This is a genomic window from Pectobacterium versatile (assembly GCF_020166435.1).
Lineage (GTDB): Bacteria > Pseudomonadota > Gammaproteobacteria > Enterobacterales > Enterobacteriaceae > Pectobacterium > Pectobacterium versatile.
Map to the genome: position 1 here is coordinate 27,983 of NZ_JAINZP010000026.1, position 20,230 is coordinate 48,212.

Annotated in this window: 15 protein-coding genes; 11 read left to right on the forward strand and 4 right to left on the reverse strand. The window is 54.1% G+C overall.

Annotation, left to right across the window (positions count from 1 at the left end):
- Positions 1-380 precede the first annotated feature (380 nt).
- Genes K7X24_RS19655 through K7X24_RS19670 form a run of 4 tightly spaced genes read left to right on the forward strand, consistent with a single transcriptional unit; the run spans position 381 to position 5,493 of the window.
- Entirely contained in the window at positions 381-1,994 is a 1,614-nt protein-coding gene (locus K7X24_RS19655) for an ABC transporter substrate-binding protein (RefSeq protein ID WP_188246973.1), read from the forward strand.
- Positions 1,972-2,931: an ABC transporter permease gene (locus K7X24_RS19660; RefSeq protein ID WP_029367586.1), complete on the forward strand. Its 960-nt coding sequence runs from the start codon at positions 1,972-1,974 to the stop codon at positions 2,929-2,931. Before K7X24_RS19655 ends, K7X24_RS19660 begins: the two co-directional genes overlap by 23 nt.
- Positions 2,924-3,790 (forward strand): ABC transporter permease, encoded by an 867-nt coding sequence (locus K7X24_RS19665; protein ID WP_010285293.1) that lies wholly within the window; start codon positions 2,924-2,926, stop codon positions 3,788-3,790. Before K7X24_RS19660 ends, K7X24_RS19665 begins: the two co-directional genes overlap by 8 nt.
- Positions 3,787-5,493, forward strand: a complete 1,707-nt coding sequence (locus K7X24_RS19670; RefSeq protein ID WP_224557868.1) for a dipeptide ABC transporter ATP-binding protein — start codon at positions 3,787-3,789, stop codon at positions 5,491-5,493. The genes K7X24_RS19665 and K7X24_RS19670 overlap by 4 nt, the downstream gene beginning before the upstream one ends.
- 119 nt (positions 5,494-5,612) lie before the next feature.
- On the opposite strand, the gene K7X24_RS19675 is transcribed toward K7X24_RS19670, so the two are convergent.
- The 4 genes from K7X24_RS19675 to rhaS all read right to left on the reverse strand — a co-directional run bounded on the left by K7X24_RS19675 (position 5,613) and on the right by rhaS (position 7,976).
- Positions 5,613-5,918 (reverse strand): type II toxin-antitoxin system RelE/ParE family toxin, encoded by a 306-nt coding sequence (locus K7X24_RS19675; protein WP_010296214.1) that lies wholly within the window; start codon positions 5,916-5,918, stop codon positions 5,613-5,615.
- Positions 5,906-6,196, reverse strand: coding sequence for a CopG family ribbon-helix-helix protein (locus K7X24_RS19680; protein ID WP_010296210.1), 291 nt, complete (start codon positions 6,194-6,196; stop codon positions 5,906-5,908). Before K7X24_RS19680 ends, K7X24_RS19675 begins: the two co-directional genes overlap by 13 nt.
- Positions 6,197-6,257: 61 nt before the next feature.
- Positions 6,258-7,112, reverse strand: a complete 855-nt coding sequence (locus K7X24_RS19685) for a helix-turn-helix domain-containing protein (RefSeq protein ID WP_039507370.1) — start codon at positions 7,110-7,112, stop codon at positions 6,258-6,260.
- Between the two features lie 24 nt (positions 7,113-7,136).
- The gene (gene rhaS / locus K7X24_RS19690; protein ID WP_103861532.1) at positions 7,137-7,976 is read right to left on the reverse strand and encodes an HTH-type transcriptional activator RhaS; all 840 of its coding nucleotides are present in this window, start codon (positions 7,974-7,976) and stop codon (positions 7,137-7,139) included.
- A gap of 336 nt (positions 7,977-8,312) precedes the next feature.
- Between rhaS and rhaB the strand changes: the two genes are divergently transcribed.
- The 7 genes from rhaB to K7X24_RS19725 all read left to right on the forward strand — a co-directional run bounded on the left by rhaB (position 8,313) and on the right by K7X24_RS19725 (position 19,832).
- The gene (gene rhaB, locus K7X24_RS19695) at positions 8,313-9,803 is read left to right on the forward strand and encodes a rhamnulokinase (protein ID WP_224557887.1); all 1,491 of its coding nucleotides are present in this window, start codon (positions 8,313-8,315) and stop codon (positions 9,801-9,803) included.
- Positions 9,800-11,062, forward strand: a complete 1,263-nt coding sequence (locus K7X24_RS19700) for an L-rhamnose isomerase (RefSeq protein ID WP_224557897.1) — start codon at positions 9,800-9,802, stop codon at positions 11,060-11,062. Before rhaB ends, K7X24_RS19700 begins: the two co-directional genes overlap by 4 nt.
- A 4-nt stretch (positions 11,063-11,066) precedes the next feature.
- Entirely contained in the window at positions 11,067-11,891 is an 825-nt protein-coding gene (gene rhaD / locus K7X24_RS19705; protein ID WP_127031242.1) for a rhamnulose-1-phosphate aldolase, read from the forward strand.
- Positions 11,892-12,000: 109 nt separating this feature from the next.
- Complete coding sequence (gene rhaM / locus K7X24_RS19710) at positions 12,001-12,315, forward strand: L-rhamnose mutarotase (RefSeq protein WP_224557908.1); 315 nt, start codon at positions 12,001-12,003, stop codon at positions 12,313-12,315.
- A gap of 428 nt (positions 12,316-12,743) precedes the next feature.
- Positions 12,744-14,321 (forward strand): methyl-accepting chemotaxis protein, encoded by a 1,578-nt coding sequence (locus K7X24_RS19715; RefSeq protein ID WP_224557921.1) that lies wholly within the window; start codon positions 12,744-12,746, stop codon positions 14,319-14,321.
- Between the two features lie 412 nt (positions 14,322-14,733).
- Positions 14,734-17,445, forward strand: coding sequence for a magnesium-translocating P-type ATPase (mgtA, locus tag K7X24_RS19720; RefSeq protein WP_224557932.1), 2,712 nt, complete (start codon positions 14,734-14,736; stop codon positions 17,443-17,445).
- A 437-nt stretch (positions 17,446-17,882) separates the two neighbouring features.
- Positions 17,883-19,832, forward strand: coding sequence for a methyl-accepting chemotaxis protein (locus K7X24_RS19725; protein ID WP_224557944.1), 1,950 nt, complete (start codon positions 17,883-17,885; stop codon positions 19,830-19,832).
- Positions 19,833-20,230: the final 398 nt, after the last annotated feature.

Sequence of the window (20,230 nt, forward strand, 5' to 3'; positions counted from 1 at the left end):
TACAACTCGCCAATAAATAGTCGATAAAAAATAGTTTGGTTATTTTTTTGTGAAACCATAACAGTGTAGTCACTCACTCTCTGTGGGATGAGGAAACTCAGCAAACCGCATCCCATCTCCCTGTCTTACTCTTACTTAATTCTGCCGGAACCCATCTGAGTGCTGATGTGCCTCACGCAAAAGAAAATCATATAACCCGTTAATTTTAATTAAAAAAATCATCAAAAATGAACATAAAAGCGTCTCATCAACCGTTTTTGTCATATATATTTTTATGGAATTGAAAATCCATTTTTATTCTTTTACATGCATAAGACCGCCCACTAGAGTAGCGAAAGACCGCCGTGTATGGCCTCATGTCATCGTAAAGGACACAGGGAATGGAAAAAAATCACCCGCAAGTTACGACTCTCGCAGCAGGATTACTCACGCTGCTTTTCGCACTCAATCCCGGTGCTTACGCTGCACAAAGCGGTGAAAAACCGGTATCCGGTGGTATTCTGAACGTAGGTCTGGGTAGCGATACGCCGATCATCGACCCGCACATTACGGCCTATGGCGTAACAGCGCTGATTTCCCGCAACGTGGTCGATTCACTGGTAGGACAGGCGGAAGATAACCGCTTTACGCCCTGGTTGGCGGAAAGCTGGAAAATTAACGACAACAACACCGAGTACACTTTCCACCTGCGCAAGGACGTGACGTTCAGCGACGGCACCAAGCTGGATGCGGAAGCGGTAAAATACAACATTGAGCGTATTCTCGATCCGAAAACCACCTCCAGCTACGCGAAATCGCTGTTAGGTCCTATCGACAAGATCTCAACGCCGGATGACTATACGATTGTGCTCCACTACAGCTCACCGTTTGCGGCGCTGTTACAGGGCCTGAGCCTGCCATATCTGGGCATTCAATCGCCGACGTACCTGAAGAAAACACCAAACACCAGCACCACCGTGGTGGGTTCCGGTCCGTTTATTCTTGATTCCTTTGTGAAAGGCAGCGGCAGCAAGCTGACGAAGCGCCCTGATTACAACTGGGGACCGGGTTATGCCAAGCACACTGGCCCAGCCTATCTGGATGGTCTGGTGTTCAAATATCTGCCAGAAGCGTCGGTTCGCCTTGGCGCACTGAGCAGCGGCCAGATTCAGGCCATTGACGCCGTGCCGCCTGCCAATTTCCCGACGGTGAAGCGCAATCCAAAGCTGGAAGTGATTACCTATGAGAACCCGGGCGTTAACCGCGTACTCTATCTCAACACCACCAGAGGCCCTTTCCAGGATGTCGCGGTGCGTAAGGCATTCCAGAGCGCGGTAGATACCAACGCGGCAGTGAAAGTTGCCTTCTTCGGTACACTGAAAGCCGCCGATAACGTTCTCGGCCCGGCCACGCTGTACTACGATCCGAGCGTCGCGTCCCGCTGGGGCTTTGATGTGAAAAAAGCCAACGAACTGCTGGATAACGCAGGTTGGAAACAGAAAGACGGCGAGGGCTTCCGTACTAAAGATGGCAAGCGCCTAAGCGTCAGCTTCGTTTACGCCTCAACCAACGTTGAAGCCGCAGATGTCGCGCTGTTCCAGGCGGTGCAATATCAGGTGAAGCAGGCAGGCTTCGAAGTCAAACTGACGCCAGTTGATGCGGGTGAATTCACCACACGCACCAATGCCAACGAGTACGATATCGCCTCTAACTTCTTCGTGCGCGCAGAGCCAGACATTCTGCGTACCGTGTTCGATTCGGCCTATGCGCCACCGAACGGTAACGGCTTTACTCGCATCAGCGTGCTGGACGGTAAACTGAGAAAAGCCATTGGCGCGGGTGACGCGGAACGTAAACAGCTCTACAGCGAAATACAGCGTGAGGTCATCGATCAGGCGTATGTTGTTCCGCTGTATGTTCCAGCCTACCAACTCGGCCTGTCCAAACAGGTACAGGGCATAAGCTGGGCCACCAACGCAAAACCGAACTTCTATGATGTCTGGATTAAACGTTAATCTGTACGCGCTAGGTAAACGTCTACTCACCATTCTGGCTGTGCTCTGGGGCGCAGCCACATTGACGTTTATTGCCGTCAAACTGATCCCCGGCGATCCCGTCGCTATTCTCAGCGGCGGCGATAACGTGGTGGATGAAGCCTATCGCGCCGTACTCATCAAACAATTTGGGCTCGATCAGCCGCTGTGGGTGCAATATCTGCGCTACTGTGGACAGGCGTTGCAGGGCGATTTTGGCGTCAGCTATCTCTACCGCCTGCCAGTCGGCAGCGTGATTAGCGATGCGATGCACGAAACCCTGCCGCTGGCGCTCGGTGGCCTGATTCTGGCTCTGTTCCTCGCAATTACCAGCGCGCTGCTCACCGCGGGTCGCTATGGTGCGCTGCGCACTAGCGTATCGTGGCTGGAACTGACGCTGCTTAGCACACCGGTCTACTGGATTGGTATCGTGCTATTAAGCCTGTTCAGTTTTCGCCTGCAATGGTTTCCAGTCACTGGCAACGACGGTTTTATGTCGCTGGTGTTACCGGTTATCACCCTGGGCTTGCCGATTGCAGCCATTCTAAGCCAGGTACTGCGCGACGGTTTGGAAGATGCGCTCTCCCAGCCGTTCTCGCTCACTGTACGCACGCGCGGCGTCAGCGAAATCAGGCTGCGTTTCCGTCACGGTTTGCGCCACGCGGCGCTGGCCGCCTCAACGCTGACCGGCACCTTGCTGGCAAGCGTACTCGGCGGTTCCGTGCTGACCGAAACTGTCTTTGGCCGCGCGGGTATCGGGCAGGTCACGCTGAGTGCAATTGAAAACCGCGACATGCCGCTGGTGCTCGGCGTCGTCATGCTGTCCGCGTTCCTGTTCGTCGTCATCAATCTGCTGGTGGATGCGCTGTATCTCCTCATCGATCCCCGCTTACGCAAGAAGGCGAGCGCCCATGAGTAGTGAACCAATGCCCTTCACGCAGACGCCATCAAGAAAAACCTATCGCAGCCCATGGCTGAGCACAGCGACGCTGCTGCCTGCCGCTATCGTTTTCCTGCTGGCGCTGGCGGTCTTTTTCCCCTCGCTGTTTACCAGCCGCACCGCCGATGAAATGGATATGGGGGCGGTATTCCAGTCGCCGAATAGCACTTACTGGTTCGGCACCGATCAACTGGGGCGCGACATTTTTTCCCGCATTGTTCACGGCACTTCGCTGTCGCTGGGTATTGGCGTCGGCGCGATGCTGATCGCCTGCTTCGGCGGCGTGCTGTTTGGTACGCTCTCGGTGCTCGCACCGCTGCGTATCCGTCAAGTTCTGGTACGCCTGCTGGACATCATGCTGGCGTTTCCCGATCTGTTGCTGGCGCTGCTGGTGATCGCCGTACTAGGACGCGGCCCGGAAAACACCATGCTGGCCGTCGGTCTGGCGGGGATCGCAGGTTATGCGCGTTTGATCCGTTCTCAGGTGCTGCAAGTCAGATTATCCGGCTATGTTGAGCATGCGATTGCGCTGGGCGAGCACCCGCTGTATATCGTTTTTCGCCATATCATTCCCAATACGCTGCGTCCGCTGTTGATTGTCGCCACCATTGGCGTCGGCCACGCGGTGCTGTCCGCCTCGGCGCTGAGCTTTTTGGGATTGGGCGTCGTTCCGCCGACCGCCGAATGGGGCGCGTTACTGGCTGACGGACGCAACTTCCTTGATATCGCACCGTGGGTCAGCCTGCTGCCCGCCAGCGTCGTCGCACTGTCGGTAATTTCCATCACGCTGCTGGGGCGTCGTTTACAGGCTATTTTGGCAAAAGGAGAGGCACGATGAGCCTGAACACACTCCCTCACTCCTCTCATTCGTCTTCAGATGCACCGGCGAAGACGCCGCTGCTACGTGTAGAGAACCTGAGTGTCACGTTTCCCAGCCCTTTCGGCCCTGTTCGTTCGGTTAAAAATCTCTCTTTTCAGGTGAATGCTGGAGAAATTCTGGCACTGGTCGGCGAATCGGGTTCAGGAAAATCCGTCACCGCCCGCACGCTGGTGGGTCTATCCGGTGAAAACGTTGACGTACAAGCAAACGCGATTGAACTCACGCGCCATGATGGCAGCCTGTGCGATTTACGCTATCTGACTGACCGAGACTGGCGGGCGATTCGCGGCCGTGAAGTGGGCTTTGTTTTGCAGGACGCGCTGGTGTCTCTCGACCCGCTGCGCAAAATCGGTCAGGAAGTCGCCGAGCCGATTCTGACCCATCGCCTGTTGCCCCGCGAGCAAATTCCCGCCCGCGTCGCCGAACTCCTGACAAAAGCAGGCATTCCCGATCCTGAGAATCGCGCGGCGCAGTATCCACACGAGCTGTCTGGCGGCCTGCGTCAACGCGCGCTTATTGCTTCCGCGCTGGCAGCGGGTCCACAGTTGCTGATTGCCGATGAGCCCACCACCGCGCTGGATGCCACGGTGCAAAAGCAGGTGCTGAAAGTCTTCACCGCCTTGGCACAGGCGGGGCATGGTGTTCTGTTGATCACTCACGATCTTGCCGTCGTTGCGGACGTCGCGGATCGCGTCATTGTCATGCAGCACGGCGCGCTGGTAGAAGGCGGTGAGGCGAGGCAGATCCTGTCAGCGCCGACACATCCCTACACCCGCAAGCTGCTGGCAGCGATCCCGACCGCATCTACGCGAGGAAAGTGGCTGGCCGGTGTCGATCCGCTACAGAGCGGTATTGCACCATCAGCGGCGTCTCTGGCAGCGAATCACGCCAACACCGACGCGATAGCCCTGACGGCGGATCGCATTGCGGTGTCGTTCAAGCGCCCGGACGGTAGCCGGATGCAGGCCGTCAATCAGGTTTCTCTCCAGATCAAGCGCGGCGAAACGCTGGGTATCGTTGGGGAATCCGGCTCCGGTAAAACCACGCTGGGCAAAGTCATTTTGGCGCTGCAAAAGCCAGACAGCGGGGAAGTCCGACTCGCGGACAATGCCTGGAGCACGTTAACGGAACGCGAGCGCCGCCCGCTACGCGCCCGCATTCAGACGATCACACAGGATCCGCTCAGTTCGTTCGATCCACAATTTACCGTCGCCCAGATTCTGCGTCAGCCGCTGCGCTTGCGCCGCGATCTGAGTGACGATGAGAAACAGCGACGTATTCTGACGCTGCTGGACTATGTCGGCTTGACGCCCGATCTGCTGACCCGACGCCCTACGGCGCTGTCCGGCGGTCAACGCCAGCGCGTCTCCATCGCACAGGCGCTGGCCTCAGATCCTGAAATCCTGATCTGTGACGAGCCGGTATCGGCACTGGATGTCACTACACAGGCGCAGGTGTTGGATTTACTGGTGGCGTTGCAGCGCCAACTGGGCCTGACGATGCTGTTCATCTCCCACGATCTGGGCGTGGTACAGCACATGAGCCACCGCATCGCGGTCATGAAGGACGGGGATATCGTAGAAACCGGGCCGGTCGAACAGATCTTCAATCAGCCGCAGCATCCTTACACGCGCCTGTTGCTCTCGACGGTGGCGGAATAGGGGTGTTGAAGCGGGAATTCATGTCGAAGCAGGAGAGTCATGTCGAATTGTCGTGGCACGCTGAATGTGACTACTCGAGCATATGGCTCCGCTGACCGATAAATCTCAGAGAGACAGTATTACGGGTTTTGATAACCGGCTTCTTTTTGATGTTTAACGGTCAGTATCACTACTCTGCCGGTCAGCTCATCGTGACGGTAAAGCATCACGTACCCGCTGCTGCCGAATTCGATCACCAACTCCTGATATTCAAGGGGAAGATGTTCCACTGGTCGTCCGATATTCGGCAGCGCTTCTAACTGACGAATGCCCCGAATCAAAACTTCAGCGGCCTTTTTCGCGGCCAGCGCATTTTTGTTTTTTAGAAAATCCTGTAGACGCTGCAAATCACGCCTCGCGCGTTCTGAAACGATCACTTGTGGCATGCAGGTGCATCCTGTTCATGTCCAGAACCCCAGGATTCTAACCAAGTGACGGTCTCATCTGCGGTGATATGTTTGCCAGTGTCCTGATAGTCTTCCCACGCGGCCAACGCCTCTTTACGGTACTGGCTGCGTTTTTCTTCCCGCTCAACGTATTCGGCAATCGCTTCCAGCATCAGCGCATGGGCCGAGCTGTTGCGGTCATCGGCCAGCGTTTTCAGTCGTTCTTTAATGTCCTGATCAATGCGCAGCGTCGTGGTTTGACGTGTGGTGTCAGCCATCATGTGCTCCGGTTAATATCATTGGTGTCACCAGTGATATTAACCCCGAACGATACGGGTGTCACTCAACATTCAGGAAGCGCTGTCGATAAGCGCTGGGCGAAACGCCGAACGCCTGATGGAACACCACAGAGAAGTAATTACTGTCCTCAAAGCCACACAGCGCGGCAACGTCGCCGATGGTTTGCAGATCATAACGCAGCAGCTCCATCGCCTTACATAGCCGCAGCTGGCGCAAGTAATGTGGCACGCTCATGCCCGTTTGCTCTTTAAAGCGCGAACGCAAACTGCGGGCGCTGAAGTGGTGCTGTTCGCAGAAGGCTTCAAAGCGGAACGGTGCCGCGATGCTGGCACGCAGCGCATTCATCAACATATCCAACTGGTGCGCATCGGCCAATTGCGGACTGTCCGGCGTGTGGCGATAGCGCGCCGCCAGCAGCGCAATCTGCAACAACAGCGCTTCACTCAGTTGCAGCGACAGCGCATCCGATTTCATGCACTCCTGTCTCAGCGCATCCACCTTCTCACGAAGGGTATCCATACCTTCCGAACCTAAACACCAGTGGCGCTGGCTTTGTGGAAGCTCCCCGCTCGGCAGTAACGCTTGCCAATCGGCAGATAACGTCAGGCGATTGCGAATATAGAGAATGTTGTCCAGTTCAAGCTCGTGGACGGATTCATAGCTGTGGCGATCGTTCGCGGAGACATAGAACATATCGCCGCGAGTAATACGGTACGGCACATCGTTCCAGAGGTGCAGACCATTGCCACGCCAGACGATGACGAGTTCATCAAAATCATGATGATGCAGCGGAAACACGGGCTGTGGGTGCCGTTCGGCAACCATCACGGCATTCTTGTCGGTGAGGAAATAGTCTTCAGTCTGTAATTTCAAACCCCGTATTGCTGTCGCCATTCCCTCACCCGCAGTTGCCGTTACCTACTCTTCACGAGAAAACGCCTGATGGCGCAGTGATTTAGGCGCCTGCGAGAATGCCTTGCGGAATTGCGTCGAGAAGTGATTGCTGTCGCTAAATCCACAGGCGTGCGCAATAGTGGTGATGGAATCATCACTCTGCTGCAACCGCCGACGAGCCTCCAGTAATCTTAACCGATTCAGATAGCGTTGTGGCGTCATACCGGTGTGTTGTTTGAGCTGACGATGCAGCGTACGCAGCGGCAGTGAGAACTGATCGGCCAGACTGCCCCAGTTGACCTCTTCGCTGTAGTTGTTTTGCAACCAGCCCAGCAGCGCCTGTACCCCCTGACGTTCGGGGCCGTTGGCCTGCGTCTGGAAGCAGTGTTGGCGCAGTTGCACCAGAATGTGCAGAAACAAACTCTCGCTGGCCGCGATCGCTTCCGGTGCATCGCTCTGCGCCAGTTCAGCTAGACTGTTCATCGACTGTTTCAACTGCTGCATTCCCACCGCATTGACCTGCCACTGCCCTTGCCATTCGCCGTTCGGGCCATACGGCAAAAAGGCGGCGATATCGGAAAGGAAGCGGAATCCACGCGGCGAGCGGTACAACATGTTGGTCAGGCACAGCCCTTCGACGTCTTCAAACAGATGCCGATCGTTATCACGAACGAAGAATACCGAACCGCTGCACAGTGCATAGGGCTGATCGTTAAACACATGGACGCCTGCGCCCTGCTCCACCAGCACAATTTCCCAGAAATCATGATAGTGCTCAGGAAACGCCGCTTGTGGGGTACGCGGCTCCACCGCAACCGTTACGGCACGCGAAGTAAAAAAATCATCACCACGAAGTAACGTCATTTCAGTTCTCCATTCAGCCTCTGGCAAAAGTGCAGCCTTTGAAAAAGGGTAGCCATAAGCCACAAAACCAGCCTTGAAATACCGTCACCCGCACGCCGTCTGGCTGCTCTTTTTTTAAGATCGCACCGCCTAATTGATTGAAGTGTGGTAAGGATCACATCGCCTTTTCCCTGATTTTTTCGTGGTTATTCCCTAAATAATTTCCCAGATTGTGAGCCCTTTCACGGCCAGCTTTGTCATTTTGCCAGCCGCCTGTTGTTGATGGCACTCATAGGAAGGTGGCTTCTGTTACCGCTCTTTACACTGCAACACATCCAACAAGTAAGGAGTGCGGCTATGGCGGTGAAGAATATCGTGGCGGTGGATTTAGGTGCATCCAGTGGTCGGGTCATGCTGGCAACCTTGCACACCGCAACGCAGCATTTGACGCTGAAAGAAATTCACCGTTTCAGCAATACGCTGGTGTTTCAGGACAACCATCACCAGTGGGATCTGGCTGCGCTGGAAGGTGACATCCTCATCGGATTACACCAAATCGATGCCATGGGTATCGCCCCCGATAGCATCGGGATCGACAGTTGGGGCGTGGACTATGTGCTACTCGATAAGGACGGGCAGCGTGTTGGCCTGCCGTATTCCTATCGCGACCACCGCACCGACGGCGTAATGGCCGCGGTTACCGCAGAACTGGGGAGTGAGGCGATCTATCAGCGTACCGGCATTCAGTTCCTGCCGTTTAATACGCTGTACCAGCTTAAAGCGCTGGGCGATGCGCCCTCTGACGGTCTGGATCAGGTGGCACACCTGCTGATGATCCCCGACTATTTTCACTATCGCCTCACGGGGAATGTCGTCTGCGAATACACCAACGCCAGCACGACCCAACTGCTTAATCTGGAAAAGAAAACCTGGGACAGCGAACTGCTGGAGTATCTGGGCATCCCGCGCCGCTGGTTGAGCGATCCGGTACAGCCGGGGCACGCCGTCGGAAACTGGGCAGCGCCGAGCGGACGACACATTCCCGTTACTGCTGTCGCCACGCACGATACCGCCAGCGCGGTAGTCGGCGCACCGTTGCTGAGCCGCGACAGCGCCTACCTTAGCTCCGGCACCTGGTCGCTAATGGGCATCGAGAGCGACACGCCGTTTAACAGTCCGCAGGCGCTGGCCGCCAATATCACCAACGAAGGCGGCGTAGACGGCACCTATCGGGTACTAAAAAACATCATGGGTCTGTGGCTGCTACAGCGCGTTTGTCAGGAGCGTAATATCAAGGATTTAGGCGCACTGATTCAGTCCGCCGCCGCCGTGCCCGCCTTCGCCAGCCTGATTAACCCCAATGACGATCGCTTTATCAATCCGCCGTCCATGCATCAGGCGATCCGCGACTATTGCCGTGAGCACGACCAGCCCGTGCCCCACAGTGATGCCGAACTGGCACGCTGTATCTTCGACAGCCTCGCGCTGCTCTATCGGCAGGTGGTACTGGAACTCGGCGAACTGCGCCACGCGCCAATCCGCCAGTTGCATATTGTCGGCGGTGGCAGCCAGAACGCCTTCCTGAACCAGCTGTGCGCCGATGTGTGCCAGATTCCGGTTCTGGCCGGGCCGGTCGAGGCCTCGACGCTTGGCAATATCGGCTGCCAACTGATGGCGCTGGGCGCCGTTGCCGACCTTGCCGCATTCAGGCACATGCTGACTCATAACTTCCCTCTGCATCGCTATACCCCGCGTGCGGAGAGTGATTTTGCCGGGCACTGGCGTCGTTTTCAGGCGCTCAGCCAGCCAGAAACCGCCCCACAGGGCAAAAAGGAGACTACGCAATGAGCACACCAATTGAAGCTGCCTGGCAGTTGGCAAAAGCACGTTATGCCAGCCTAAATGTTGACGTAGAGGCAGTGCTGGAACAGCTCGACCAGATTCCGGTGTCAATGCACTGCTGGCAAGGTGACGATGTGGCCGGATTCGAGAATACTGGCGGGCCACTAACCGGCGGTATTCAGGCCACTGGCAATTACCCCGGAAAAGCGAGCACGCCAGATGAACTGCGTGCCGATCTGGAACAGGCATTTGCGCTGATCCCCGGCCCCAAACGGCTGAACCTGCACGCCATCTATCTGGAATCCGCGCAGCCCGTCGCCCGTAACGATATTGCCCCCGAGCATTTCAGTTCCTGGGTCGCGTGGGCCAAACGCCACCAGCTCGGGCTGGATTTTAATCCGACCTGCTTTTCTCACCCGCTGAGCGCGGACGGTTTTACCCTGTCGCACCCAGAAGAAAAAGTCCGCCGTTTCTGGATTGAACACTGTCAGGCCAGCCGCCGGATTTCCGCCTACTTTGGGCGCGAACTCGGCACACCGTCCGTCATGAACATCTGGGTGCCGGACGGCATGAAAGATTTGACCATCGATCGTCTGGCATTCCGCCAGCGGCTGCTCAGCGCGTTAGACGAGGTCATCGCCGAGCCACTCGATCAGGCACACCATATTGATGCGGTGGAAAGTAAGCTGTTCGGGATCGGCGCAGAAAGCTTTACCGTCGGCTCCAGCGAATTCTACCTCGGCTACGCGACCAGCCGCGGCACCGCGCTCTGTCTGGATGCCGGACACTTCCACCCAACCGAAGTGATTTCCGACAAAATTTCCAGCGCAATTCTGTACGTTCCACGCCTGCTGCTGCACGTTAGCCGTCCAGTACGCTGGGACAGCGATCATGTGGTGCTGCTGGACGACGAAACACAGGCCATCGCCCACGAAATCGTGCGCCATAAGCTGCTTAACCGCGTGCATATCGGGCTCGATTTCTTTGATGCGTCGATCAACCGCATCGCGGCCTGGGTCATCGGCACCCGTAACATGAAGAAAGCCCTGCTGCGCGCACTGCTAGAACCGACAGAAACGCTGCGCACACTGGAACAAAACGGCGATTACACCGCGCGTCTGGCCCTGCTGGAAGAGCAAAAATCGCTACCGTGGCAGGCCGTGTGGGAACACTACTGCCAGCGTCATGACGTCATCCCGGGCAGCGAATGGCTGCAACAGGTGCGTCAGTATGAAGAAACCATCCTCACTCAACGTCAAGGGTAAGACTATGCAAGCAATTCTCTCTTCCTGGTTTGTACAGGGAATGATTAAAGCCACCAGCGACATGTGGCTCAAAGGCTGGGACGAACGTAACGGCGGTAACGTCAGCCTGCGCCTGACGGCTGAGGATGTGACGCCTTATGAAAGTGATTTCTACCCACAACCGCGCCACGAGGCGTTATCACAGCCGATGCCTGCGCTGGCAGACTGCTGGTTTATCGTCACCGGCTCCGGCAAATTCTTCCGCAACGTGCAGTTGGATCCGGCTGATTCACTGGTGGTGTTGCAGGTCGATAGCGACGGCAAAGGCTATCGCATTTTCTGGGGGCTGACTAACGGCGGCCTGCCGACGTCTGAACTGGCCTCGCATTTCCAGTCACACATTGTGCGTATGGGCGTGACCCACGGGCGCGACCGCGTCATCATGCACTGCCACGCGACCAACCTGATCGCCCTGAGCTATGTGCTGGAGCTGGATACCGCTAAGTTCACGCGTGAACTGTGGGAAGGCAGCACGGAGTGTCTGGTCGTTTTCCCAGACGGCGTGGGGATTGTGCCGTGGATGGTGCCGGGCACCGATGCCATTGGCGATGCCACTTCCGAACAAATGAAGCGTCATTCGCTGGTGCTGTGGCCCTTCCACGGCATCTTCGGCACCGGCCCAACGCTGGATGAAGCCTTCGGCCTGATCGATACCGCAGAGAAATCCGCTGAAGTGATGGTGAAAGTGAGATCGATGGGCGGTAAGCAGCAGACGATCTCGACCGAAGAGCTGATCGCGCTGGGTAAACGTTTCGGCGTCACGCCACTGGAAGCCGCGTTGCGCGTGTAGGTCGTGTAACGCATGCAGTGCGTGTAATGCGTATAGCATTAGCTTCAGCCTCAACTCGCCACGGCATCACCGCCGTGGCGTTCTGCCAATGACTACGGGGGATTAATCCATGCTGCGTAAGGCTTTTGTGATGTCGGTTTTTCCTGACTGCCACGATGAATATCAGCGTCGCCACAATCCTATCTGGCCGGAACTGGCCGAGGTGCTAAAGAACCACGGTGCGCACCACTACAGCATTTTTCTGGATAAACAGCGCAATCTGCTGTTTGGCTATGTCGAGGTCGAGTCCGAAGCACGCTGGGAAGCGATTGCACAAACGGATGTATGCCAGCGCTGGTGGAAACACATGGGCGATATCATGCCCTCCAACCCTGATAACAGCCCGGTTAGCGATACGTTGGAATCGGTGTTCTATCTGGACTAAGAATAATCATACGGCCGATAATATAATGAACATATTACTGCCGTAATAGTATTCCTGAAGACAGTAAAAAGAAATACTTTGTCATTTAATTAGCGCCTCGTTACATATAATCATTAGATTTATTGAATTACTAAAAATTTATTGATTATTGATGGCAGTCACATTTTATTTTCTTTATTTGTGAATGTTATATTTTCACATTATGAATAAAAACACTTATTAAAATAATGTTTAAAAATCCTGGAATATTAAAAATAATCCATTACCATTTTGAAATTAATCAGCATTTAATCTCGACATAAAGCGATAAATGGAGAGTAAATCTCATTTACTCTCCAACGCATCTTTATCGTATTACATATTATAAAGATATTATTTTATTTGCCGTTATCACTACTACCTTCTCTCTATAATCAATAAGAATAGCGATGAAATTCTCTCAATTCACAGTGTTCTCCAAGTTATTACTCGGTTTTTCCGTTCTGATAGCAATGATGTTGCTATTAGGTGTGGTTTCACTACTCCAGCTTAGCGTTAATAATAGTCGTATTGATGAATTAAGCAGCAGCAGCCTGCCCGGCGTGCGATATAGTCTGGAAATGCGCGGCGCATTGTCTGAAACGCGTTTGCAGCAAATTCAGTATATTGATTCTAAAACCCCCGAGGAGCGCGAAGGCCACCGCAAAGAATTACTGCAAAACGCCGATGCCTTTCTTGCCGCGTTTAAGAACTACCAAACCGTTGCTAACAGCGAGGATAAAAAAGCACTGATTAAGGTGATTGGCGAAAATTTCTCCGACTTTAACTCAGTCAATGCCACGCTGGTTGATACGGTCAATCGGGGCGATTTGGCAGAAGCCAGCAAAATCAGCGGCGCAAGTTCTTCCAAGTATCGTAGTCAGCTAATGAAAGATCTGGCCCGGCTGGTGGAGATGGAAGTGGCGACAGCAAAAGATATCGTCGACGGTGCCAATTCGACGTATCGGACGTCACAATATTATGTCTGGGGATTGCTGCTACTCGCTCTGCTGACGACCGCCGTTATCGCCACCCTTATCTCACGTAATATTTCGCGCCAGCTCGGCGGCGACCCACATTACGCTCAGGAAATCATGACCGAGATTGCTTCCGGTAATCTCACCACGGAAATCAAGCTGCGTCAGGGGGATAACAGCAGCCTGCTAGCCTCCATCAACTACATGAACCAGCAGTTGATGAGCATCGTGCATACCATCATGAACGGCAGTGAATCCATCTCGCTGGCGTCCAGTGAGATTGCTCAGGGCAACAGCGACCTGTCACAGCGTACCGAAGAGCAGGCGGCTTCGCTGATTCAGGCATCGGCCAATATGCAGCAGTTGACGCACACCGTGCGCCAGAATGCGGATAACGCCAAAGAAGCGAGCCAGTTGGCGCAACAAACTTCTGAAACCGCTTCTCAGGGCGGGCTTATCGTGGACAACATGCTCAAGCGTATGCATGAGATCTCCGACAGTTCACAGAAGATTGTCGATATTATCGCCGTGATCGAAGGCATTGCCTTCCAGACTAATATCCTTGCCCTGAACGCCGCAGTAGAAGCGGCCAGAGCAGGCAGCGAAGGGAAAGGCTTTGCCGTCGTAGCGGGCGAAGTACGGACGCTGGCACAGAAGAGCGCCAACGCCGCCAAAGAGATCAAAACGCTGATCGAAGGCACCGTCGAGAAGATTACTGACGGCTCGGCACGGGCAGACAAAGCCAGCCAGGCGATGTCAGAAATTGTGCTGTCGGTGAAAAAGGTGACAGATATCGTGGCGGAGATTTCTCAGGCCTCCAACGAGCAGCATATTGGCATCAAAGAAATTAGCCTAGCGGTAGAACAAATGGATCGGGTCACCCAGCAGAACGCCGCGCTGGTTGAAGAATCCGCCACGGCGGCGCACGCCATGACAGAACAAGGCGAACAGCTACGTGATGCCGTTCGTTTCTTCAAAGTTAACCAAGACCACATGCTGAGAATCCATTAACTCTCCTCTGCCCCGTCGACCACTCGACGGGGTGACACAGAGACCGCCAATCTTACTCACGAACGAACGTTGACGTCCGGTTTAGGTAAATGCGGTTATAGTTACACCACTAAACTACGTACTCTATTTTTACATGTTCTGTTTTGTTTCTACGTACCCTGTTTCGTCAACCGACGACTATTTTGATTTTATATTTCGCCACACGGCGATAAGGAGGCAACATGGACGAGCACCCTCGATGGCTCGGTAAACCGCATCCGTTAGAATAAGGACACGTCTTCTTCCTCGACCTCTCCATTCTCTCTGTCTGCGCTGTTTACCCCCTTAATATCTTCATTTTCCCGCCTTATATCCCTTTACCTGGGATGCACGCCCGTGCGCGGCGGATAGGCAACATTAAGAGAGCAGCATCATGACCGATACGATCACGCAAACGGGGCATCGTCGCGCCCGTAAAACGCCTACGGCCACCTTTGCCATTGCCCGTGAGGCGCAAAACAGCCTCGATCAAACACTGGCTAACCTGAATACCCATTTGCACGGCTTAACCTATGATGATGTCACTGAGCGTCAGCAGGCCTATGGCGAGAACCGTGTCGCCCATGAAAAGGCTCCGCACGCGCTGGTGCAGTTGGTTGCCGCATTTAATAACCCGTTTATTTATGTACTGATGGCGCTAGCCGCCATCAGCTTTTTTACCGACTATTGGCTACCGCTGCGCCATCACGAAGAGACATCGCTAACCGGTGTGATCATCATTTTGGTAATGGTCAGCCTGAGTGGTTTGCTGCGCTTTTGGCAGGAATTTCGCACCAATAAAGCCGCAGAAGCACTAAAATCCATGGTACGGACGACAGCCACTGTATTGCGCCGCTCCCACGCCAACGCTACCGCTGTCATGCAGGAAATTCCGCTTCAACAGTTGGTGCCCGGCGATATTCTAACCCTCTCCGCTGGCGACATGGTGCCTGCAGATGTCCGGCTAGTGGAATCTCGTGATCTGTTCGTCAGCCAAGCAGTACTGACCGGTGAATCACTGCCGATCGAAAAATACGACGTATTCAGTGATATCAGCGCCAAAGGCTGTCAGCCCACAAGCTGCGGCGGAGAGAGCGATTTGCTGGCGTTATCCAACATCTGCCTGATGGGAACCAATATTTCCAGCGGCACGGCAACAGCGATCGTCGTGGCAACCGGTAGCCACACCTACTTCGGCTCACTGGCAAAGTCCATCGTCGGCACGCGTTCCCAAACCGCCTTCGATCGCGGCGTCAACAGCGTAAGCTGGTTGCTGATCCGCTTTATGATCGTGATGGTTCCCGTAGTGCTGTTAATTAACGGCTTCACCAAAGGTGATTGGATGGAGGCCAGCCTGTTTGCGTTGGCAGTCGCGGTCGGCCTGACGCCAGAAATGCTGCCGATGATTGTCTCTTCCAATCTGGCGAAAGGCGCAATCGCCATGGCACGGCATAAAGTGGTGGTTAAACGACTGAATGCGATTCAGAATTTTGGCGCAATGGACATCCTGTGCACCGACAAAACTGGCACGCTAACACAGGACCGTATCATCCTCGAACATCACCTCAATACGCAGGGTCAGGTTGATGAGAACGTACTGCAACTCGCCTGGCTCAACAGCACGCACCAGAGCGGTATGAAAAATCTAATGGATCAGGCGATCATTCATTTCGGCCGTCATAATCCCGCCATCGCCACACTGAGTCGCTATCGAAAAATCGATGAGCTACCGTTTGATTTTATTCGCCGCCGCCTGTCCATCATCGTTGCTGATGAACATAACCAGCAACGCCTGATTTGCAAAGGCGCAGTAGAAGAAATGCTAGCGGTCGCCACGCATATCAGTGAGAACGGACAACGGTATGAACTGGATAGCGAGCGTCGCAACACGCTGAAGACGCTAGCAGAAAGTTACAACCAGCAAGGGTTCCGCGTGCTAATGATTGGTACCCGAGAACTGAGCCCTGTGGGCAGCACGCTGCCGCTCAGTGCCAAGGATGAACGCGACCTGACTCTCTGTGGCCTGCTAACGTTCCTCGATCCACCAAAAGAAAGTGCTTCTGCCGCCATTCGCGCCCTGCATGAAAATGGCGTGACGGTTAAAGTCCTGACGGGCGATAACGCCATTATTACCAGCAAGATCTGCCGCGATGTCGGACTGGAGCCGGGTGAGGTATTAGAAGGGAACGATATCGATGCGCTCAACGATGAACAGCTCGGTGTATTAGTGGAACAGCGCACCATCTTTGCTAGGCTGACGCCGCTACAAAAATCCCGCGTGCTGAAAGCGTTGCAAGGGAATAACCATACGGTCGGTTTTTTGGGTGACGGTATCAACGATGCCCCTGCCCTGCGCGATGCCGATATCGGAATCTCCGTCGATACTGGCACGGATATCGCCAAAGAATCTGCCGATATCATTCTGCTGGAAAAGAACCTAATGGTGCTGGAGGAAGGAATCATCAAAGGGCGCGAGACGTTCGGGAACATCATCAAATACCTGAACATGACCGCCAGTTCCAACTTCGGCAACGTATTTTCGGTGCTGGTCGCCAGCGCCTTTATTCCGTTTCTGCCGATGCTGGCGATCCACCTGTTGATTCAGAACCTGATGTATGACATCTCCCAATTGTCGCTGCCATGGGACAAAATGGATAAGGAATTCCTGCGCAAGCCCCGCAAATGGGATGCCAAAAATATCGGTCGCTTCATGCTGTGTATCGGGCCGACGTCATCGATTTTTGACATCACCACCTACGCGCTGATGTGGTTCGTGTTTGCTGCCAACAGCGTCGAGCATCAAGCCCTGTTCCAGTCAGGCTGGTTTGTTGAAGGGTTGCTGTCACAAACGCTAGTGGTACACATGCTGCGCACTCAAAAGATTCCGTTCATTCAAAGTACGGCAGCGCTACCTGTGATGTTGATGACTGGGCTGGTGATGGCGATGGGCATCTACCTGCCGTTCTCTCCGCTAGGGCCGTTGGTCGGCTTACAGCCGTTACCGTGGGAATATTTCCCGTGGCTGGCCGCCACGCTGATTGGCTACTGCACCGTCGCTCAGTTGGTCAAACACGCCTATATCCGCCGCTTCGGCCAATGGTTCTAACCCCTTACATCATCTTCACGGTGGGCGTACTGTCGCCTGCCGTATCAGGAGCACATATGAAACCCTCTCACCACGCATTCCGAGTCGTTATCTTTTTTCTAGCCCTGATTTCACTGATTAACGTCACGATGCTACTCACCGTAATGTAGACTGTAAAAATACCGATACAGTGGCAAAAATAAATACCACCTTGGATGTATGATAAGTTAACGATCTTATTGCATAAAAAAGACAAAAAAATACATAAGCAACTAAATAATAAGCAATATATTTTTCTTGATAAGGTGGTAATAAAAATAGACAGGTTTTTTTTGAGGGAATGATGACGTCAGCGCTAAACCATTGTCTTATCGCGCCGAAACTAAAATAAACCCCTGTCTACTTTTGCAAACTGCACATGTCAGGAACGGACGACTTGCAGACTATGGAGCACACCTATGAAATCCCTTCATCACATCTCGATCCGTAGTAAGTTCATTCTAGCCCTCCTTCCCCCCATTCTTGCCCTGCTATGGTTCAGTTTTTCCGGCGTTATAGAGCGTCGCAGCACGGAAAATGAAATGATCCGCATGGAGAAACTCATTACGCTAGCGCGTGATGCCGGTGAGTTCGCCCACCAGTTACAGCGTGAACGCGGTTTGAGCGCGGGCTATTTTGGCAGTCAGGGAAAAAATTTTGGCACGGAACTCACCACGCAGCGGCAAGCCACCGATCGGGCACAGCAGGTGCTTGAGCAAACTGCCGCAAACCTGAGCCGCGCCGAACTTGGCGATGCCGTCAGCGAAGAACTCGGCCGCGTCACACAGAAAACACAGCAACTTGCGGAACATCGCCGCAGTGTCGATAGCATATCGATACCCGTCGCCCAAGCCATTGGCTACTATTCCGACTCGGTCAGTAATCTGCTGAATATCGTCGGGGATATGGCCCATCTGGTCAGCGACGGCGGTATCGCCCAGCGGCTGGCGGCCTATTACAATCTGCTGAACGTCAAAGAACAGGCTGGGCTTGAACGCGCCGTGCTCTCCAACGCGTTCTCTGCCAATAGCTTTGCTACTGGTATGTTTGAACGTCTGAACCAGATGGTTGGCCGGGGAGATGCCTACACCACAGCCTATAACATGTTCGCCAATCCCGAGCTGCGCAGGGCTTTTGAACAGGCCCTCAGCAATCCTTCTGCACAGAGCGCACTTCAGATGCGTAATAAGGCCATCACCTCGCCTGGCGGCAATTTTGATATCGATGCTACTCAGTGGTTTAACCAACAAACGGCAAAAATCGATGAGTTGAAAAAGATTGAACAGCTCGCCACCAACGACCTGACGGCACAGGTGAATACCTTAGCCGCTAAGGCCCGCCAGTCATGGATTAGCTATCTGGCCGGTGCGCTGGTTTCTCTGCTCATGGCGCTCGGCCTTGCTTCCATGATCATGCGCAGCATCAACGAGCAACTTCAGCAAACGCTGACGACCATTCGCGAGATGGGCGGGGACCTTACGCGCCGCCTGCGAGTGCCGGGAACCGACGAGCTTTCACAACTGAATCAGGCGTATAACGCTTCACTGGAAAACATCGCCGACATGGTGGTGAGTATTAAGCGCAGTTCGCAGACGATCGGGCAAGCCAGCAGCGAGATCGCCAACGGCAATCAAGATCTGGCGCAGCGTACCGAAGAGCAATCCGCTTCGCTGGTGCAAACCGCCAGCAGCATGGAAGAAATTACCGTTACGGTGAAACAAACCGCCGACTTTGCCGGACAGGCGCGTCAATTGACGACGGAGGTGGACGATCAGGCGCACCGCGTCGGAACCATTACCGAGTCGGCTAGCGGTGCGATGGAAAAAATTCAGGACGCCAGCCAGCGCGTGAATGCGGTGGTTTCCGCCATTGATGCCATTGCCTTTCAAACCAACCTGCTGGCGCTGAACGCGGCGGTTGAGGCCGCTCGAGCGGGGCAGCATGGCCGCGGGTTCTCTGTCGTCGCAGCGGAAGTGCGTCAGCTGTCGCAGCGCAGTGCAGACGAAGCGGGCAAAATCCGCGCGCTCATCGCCGACAGTATTGCCAGCGTTAGCGAAGGGACGAAGCTGGTGAATCAATCAAACCGGGGAATTAACGACATCGTCGTCGGCACCCGTAAAGTGCGCGATCTGGTGAATGAAATCGCGGTCGCCGCCGATGAGCAATCGCTGGGCATCGCGCAAATTAACGAAGCGCTCAGCCAGTTAGAAATGGTCACGCAGCAAAATGCGACGCTGGTTTCTCAGGCTTCCGTTGCCAGCCAGTTACTGGATGAACAGGCGATTGAAATGGAATCGCTGGTCAGTCGTTTCAAGGTTGAGGACAGCGCACCGCAGCAGACTTTGCGACAAGCGCTGTTATCAAGATAGTGCGTATTCTCGTTTGAGAAACTCGGACTTAGGTGACCAACAGTAGCTATCTACTGATCTTTTAGCCGGGCGATACCGCCCGGCTCCACCTCATTATGTAGACGATATATCCCGTATATCTCCCATCACTCCGCCTCTATACCCGTCATACTTCAAGTTTCATATGCGTTGGCTGCATTCAGTCACCCGAATCACTTACCTGAGTAAGCTCATCGGGATTCCTTCGTTTGCCGCCTTCCTGAAACTCGAATTATTTAGGGTATATATTCTCTCTATTTATTTCCACACTTTATATTGGGTTAATTTAGATAAAATATATTTTACATTTCCAAACATAATTATAATTGGTACCCTCGTCACTTTAATTAACTAATTAAACTGGATATCAATAATGCATT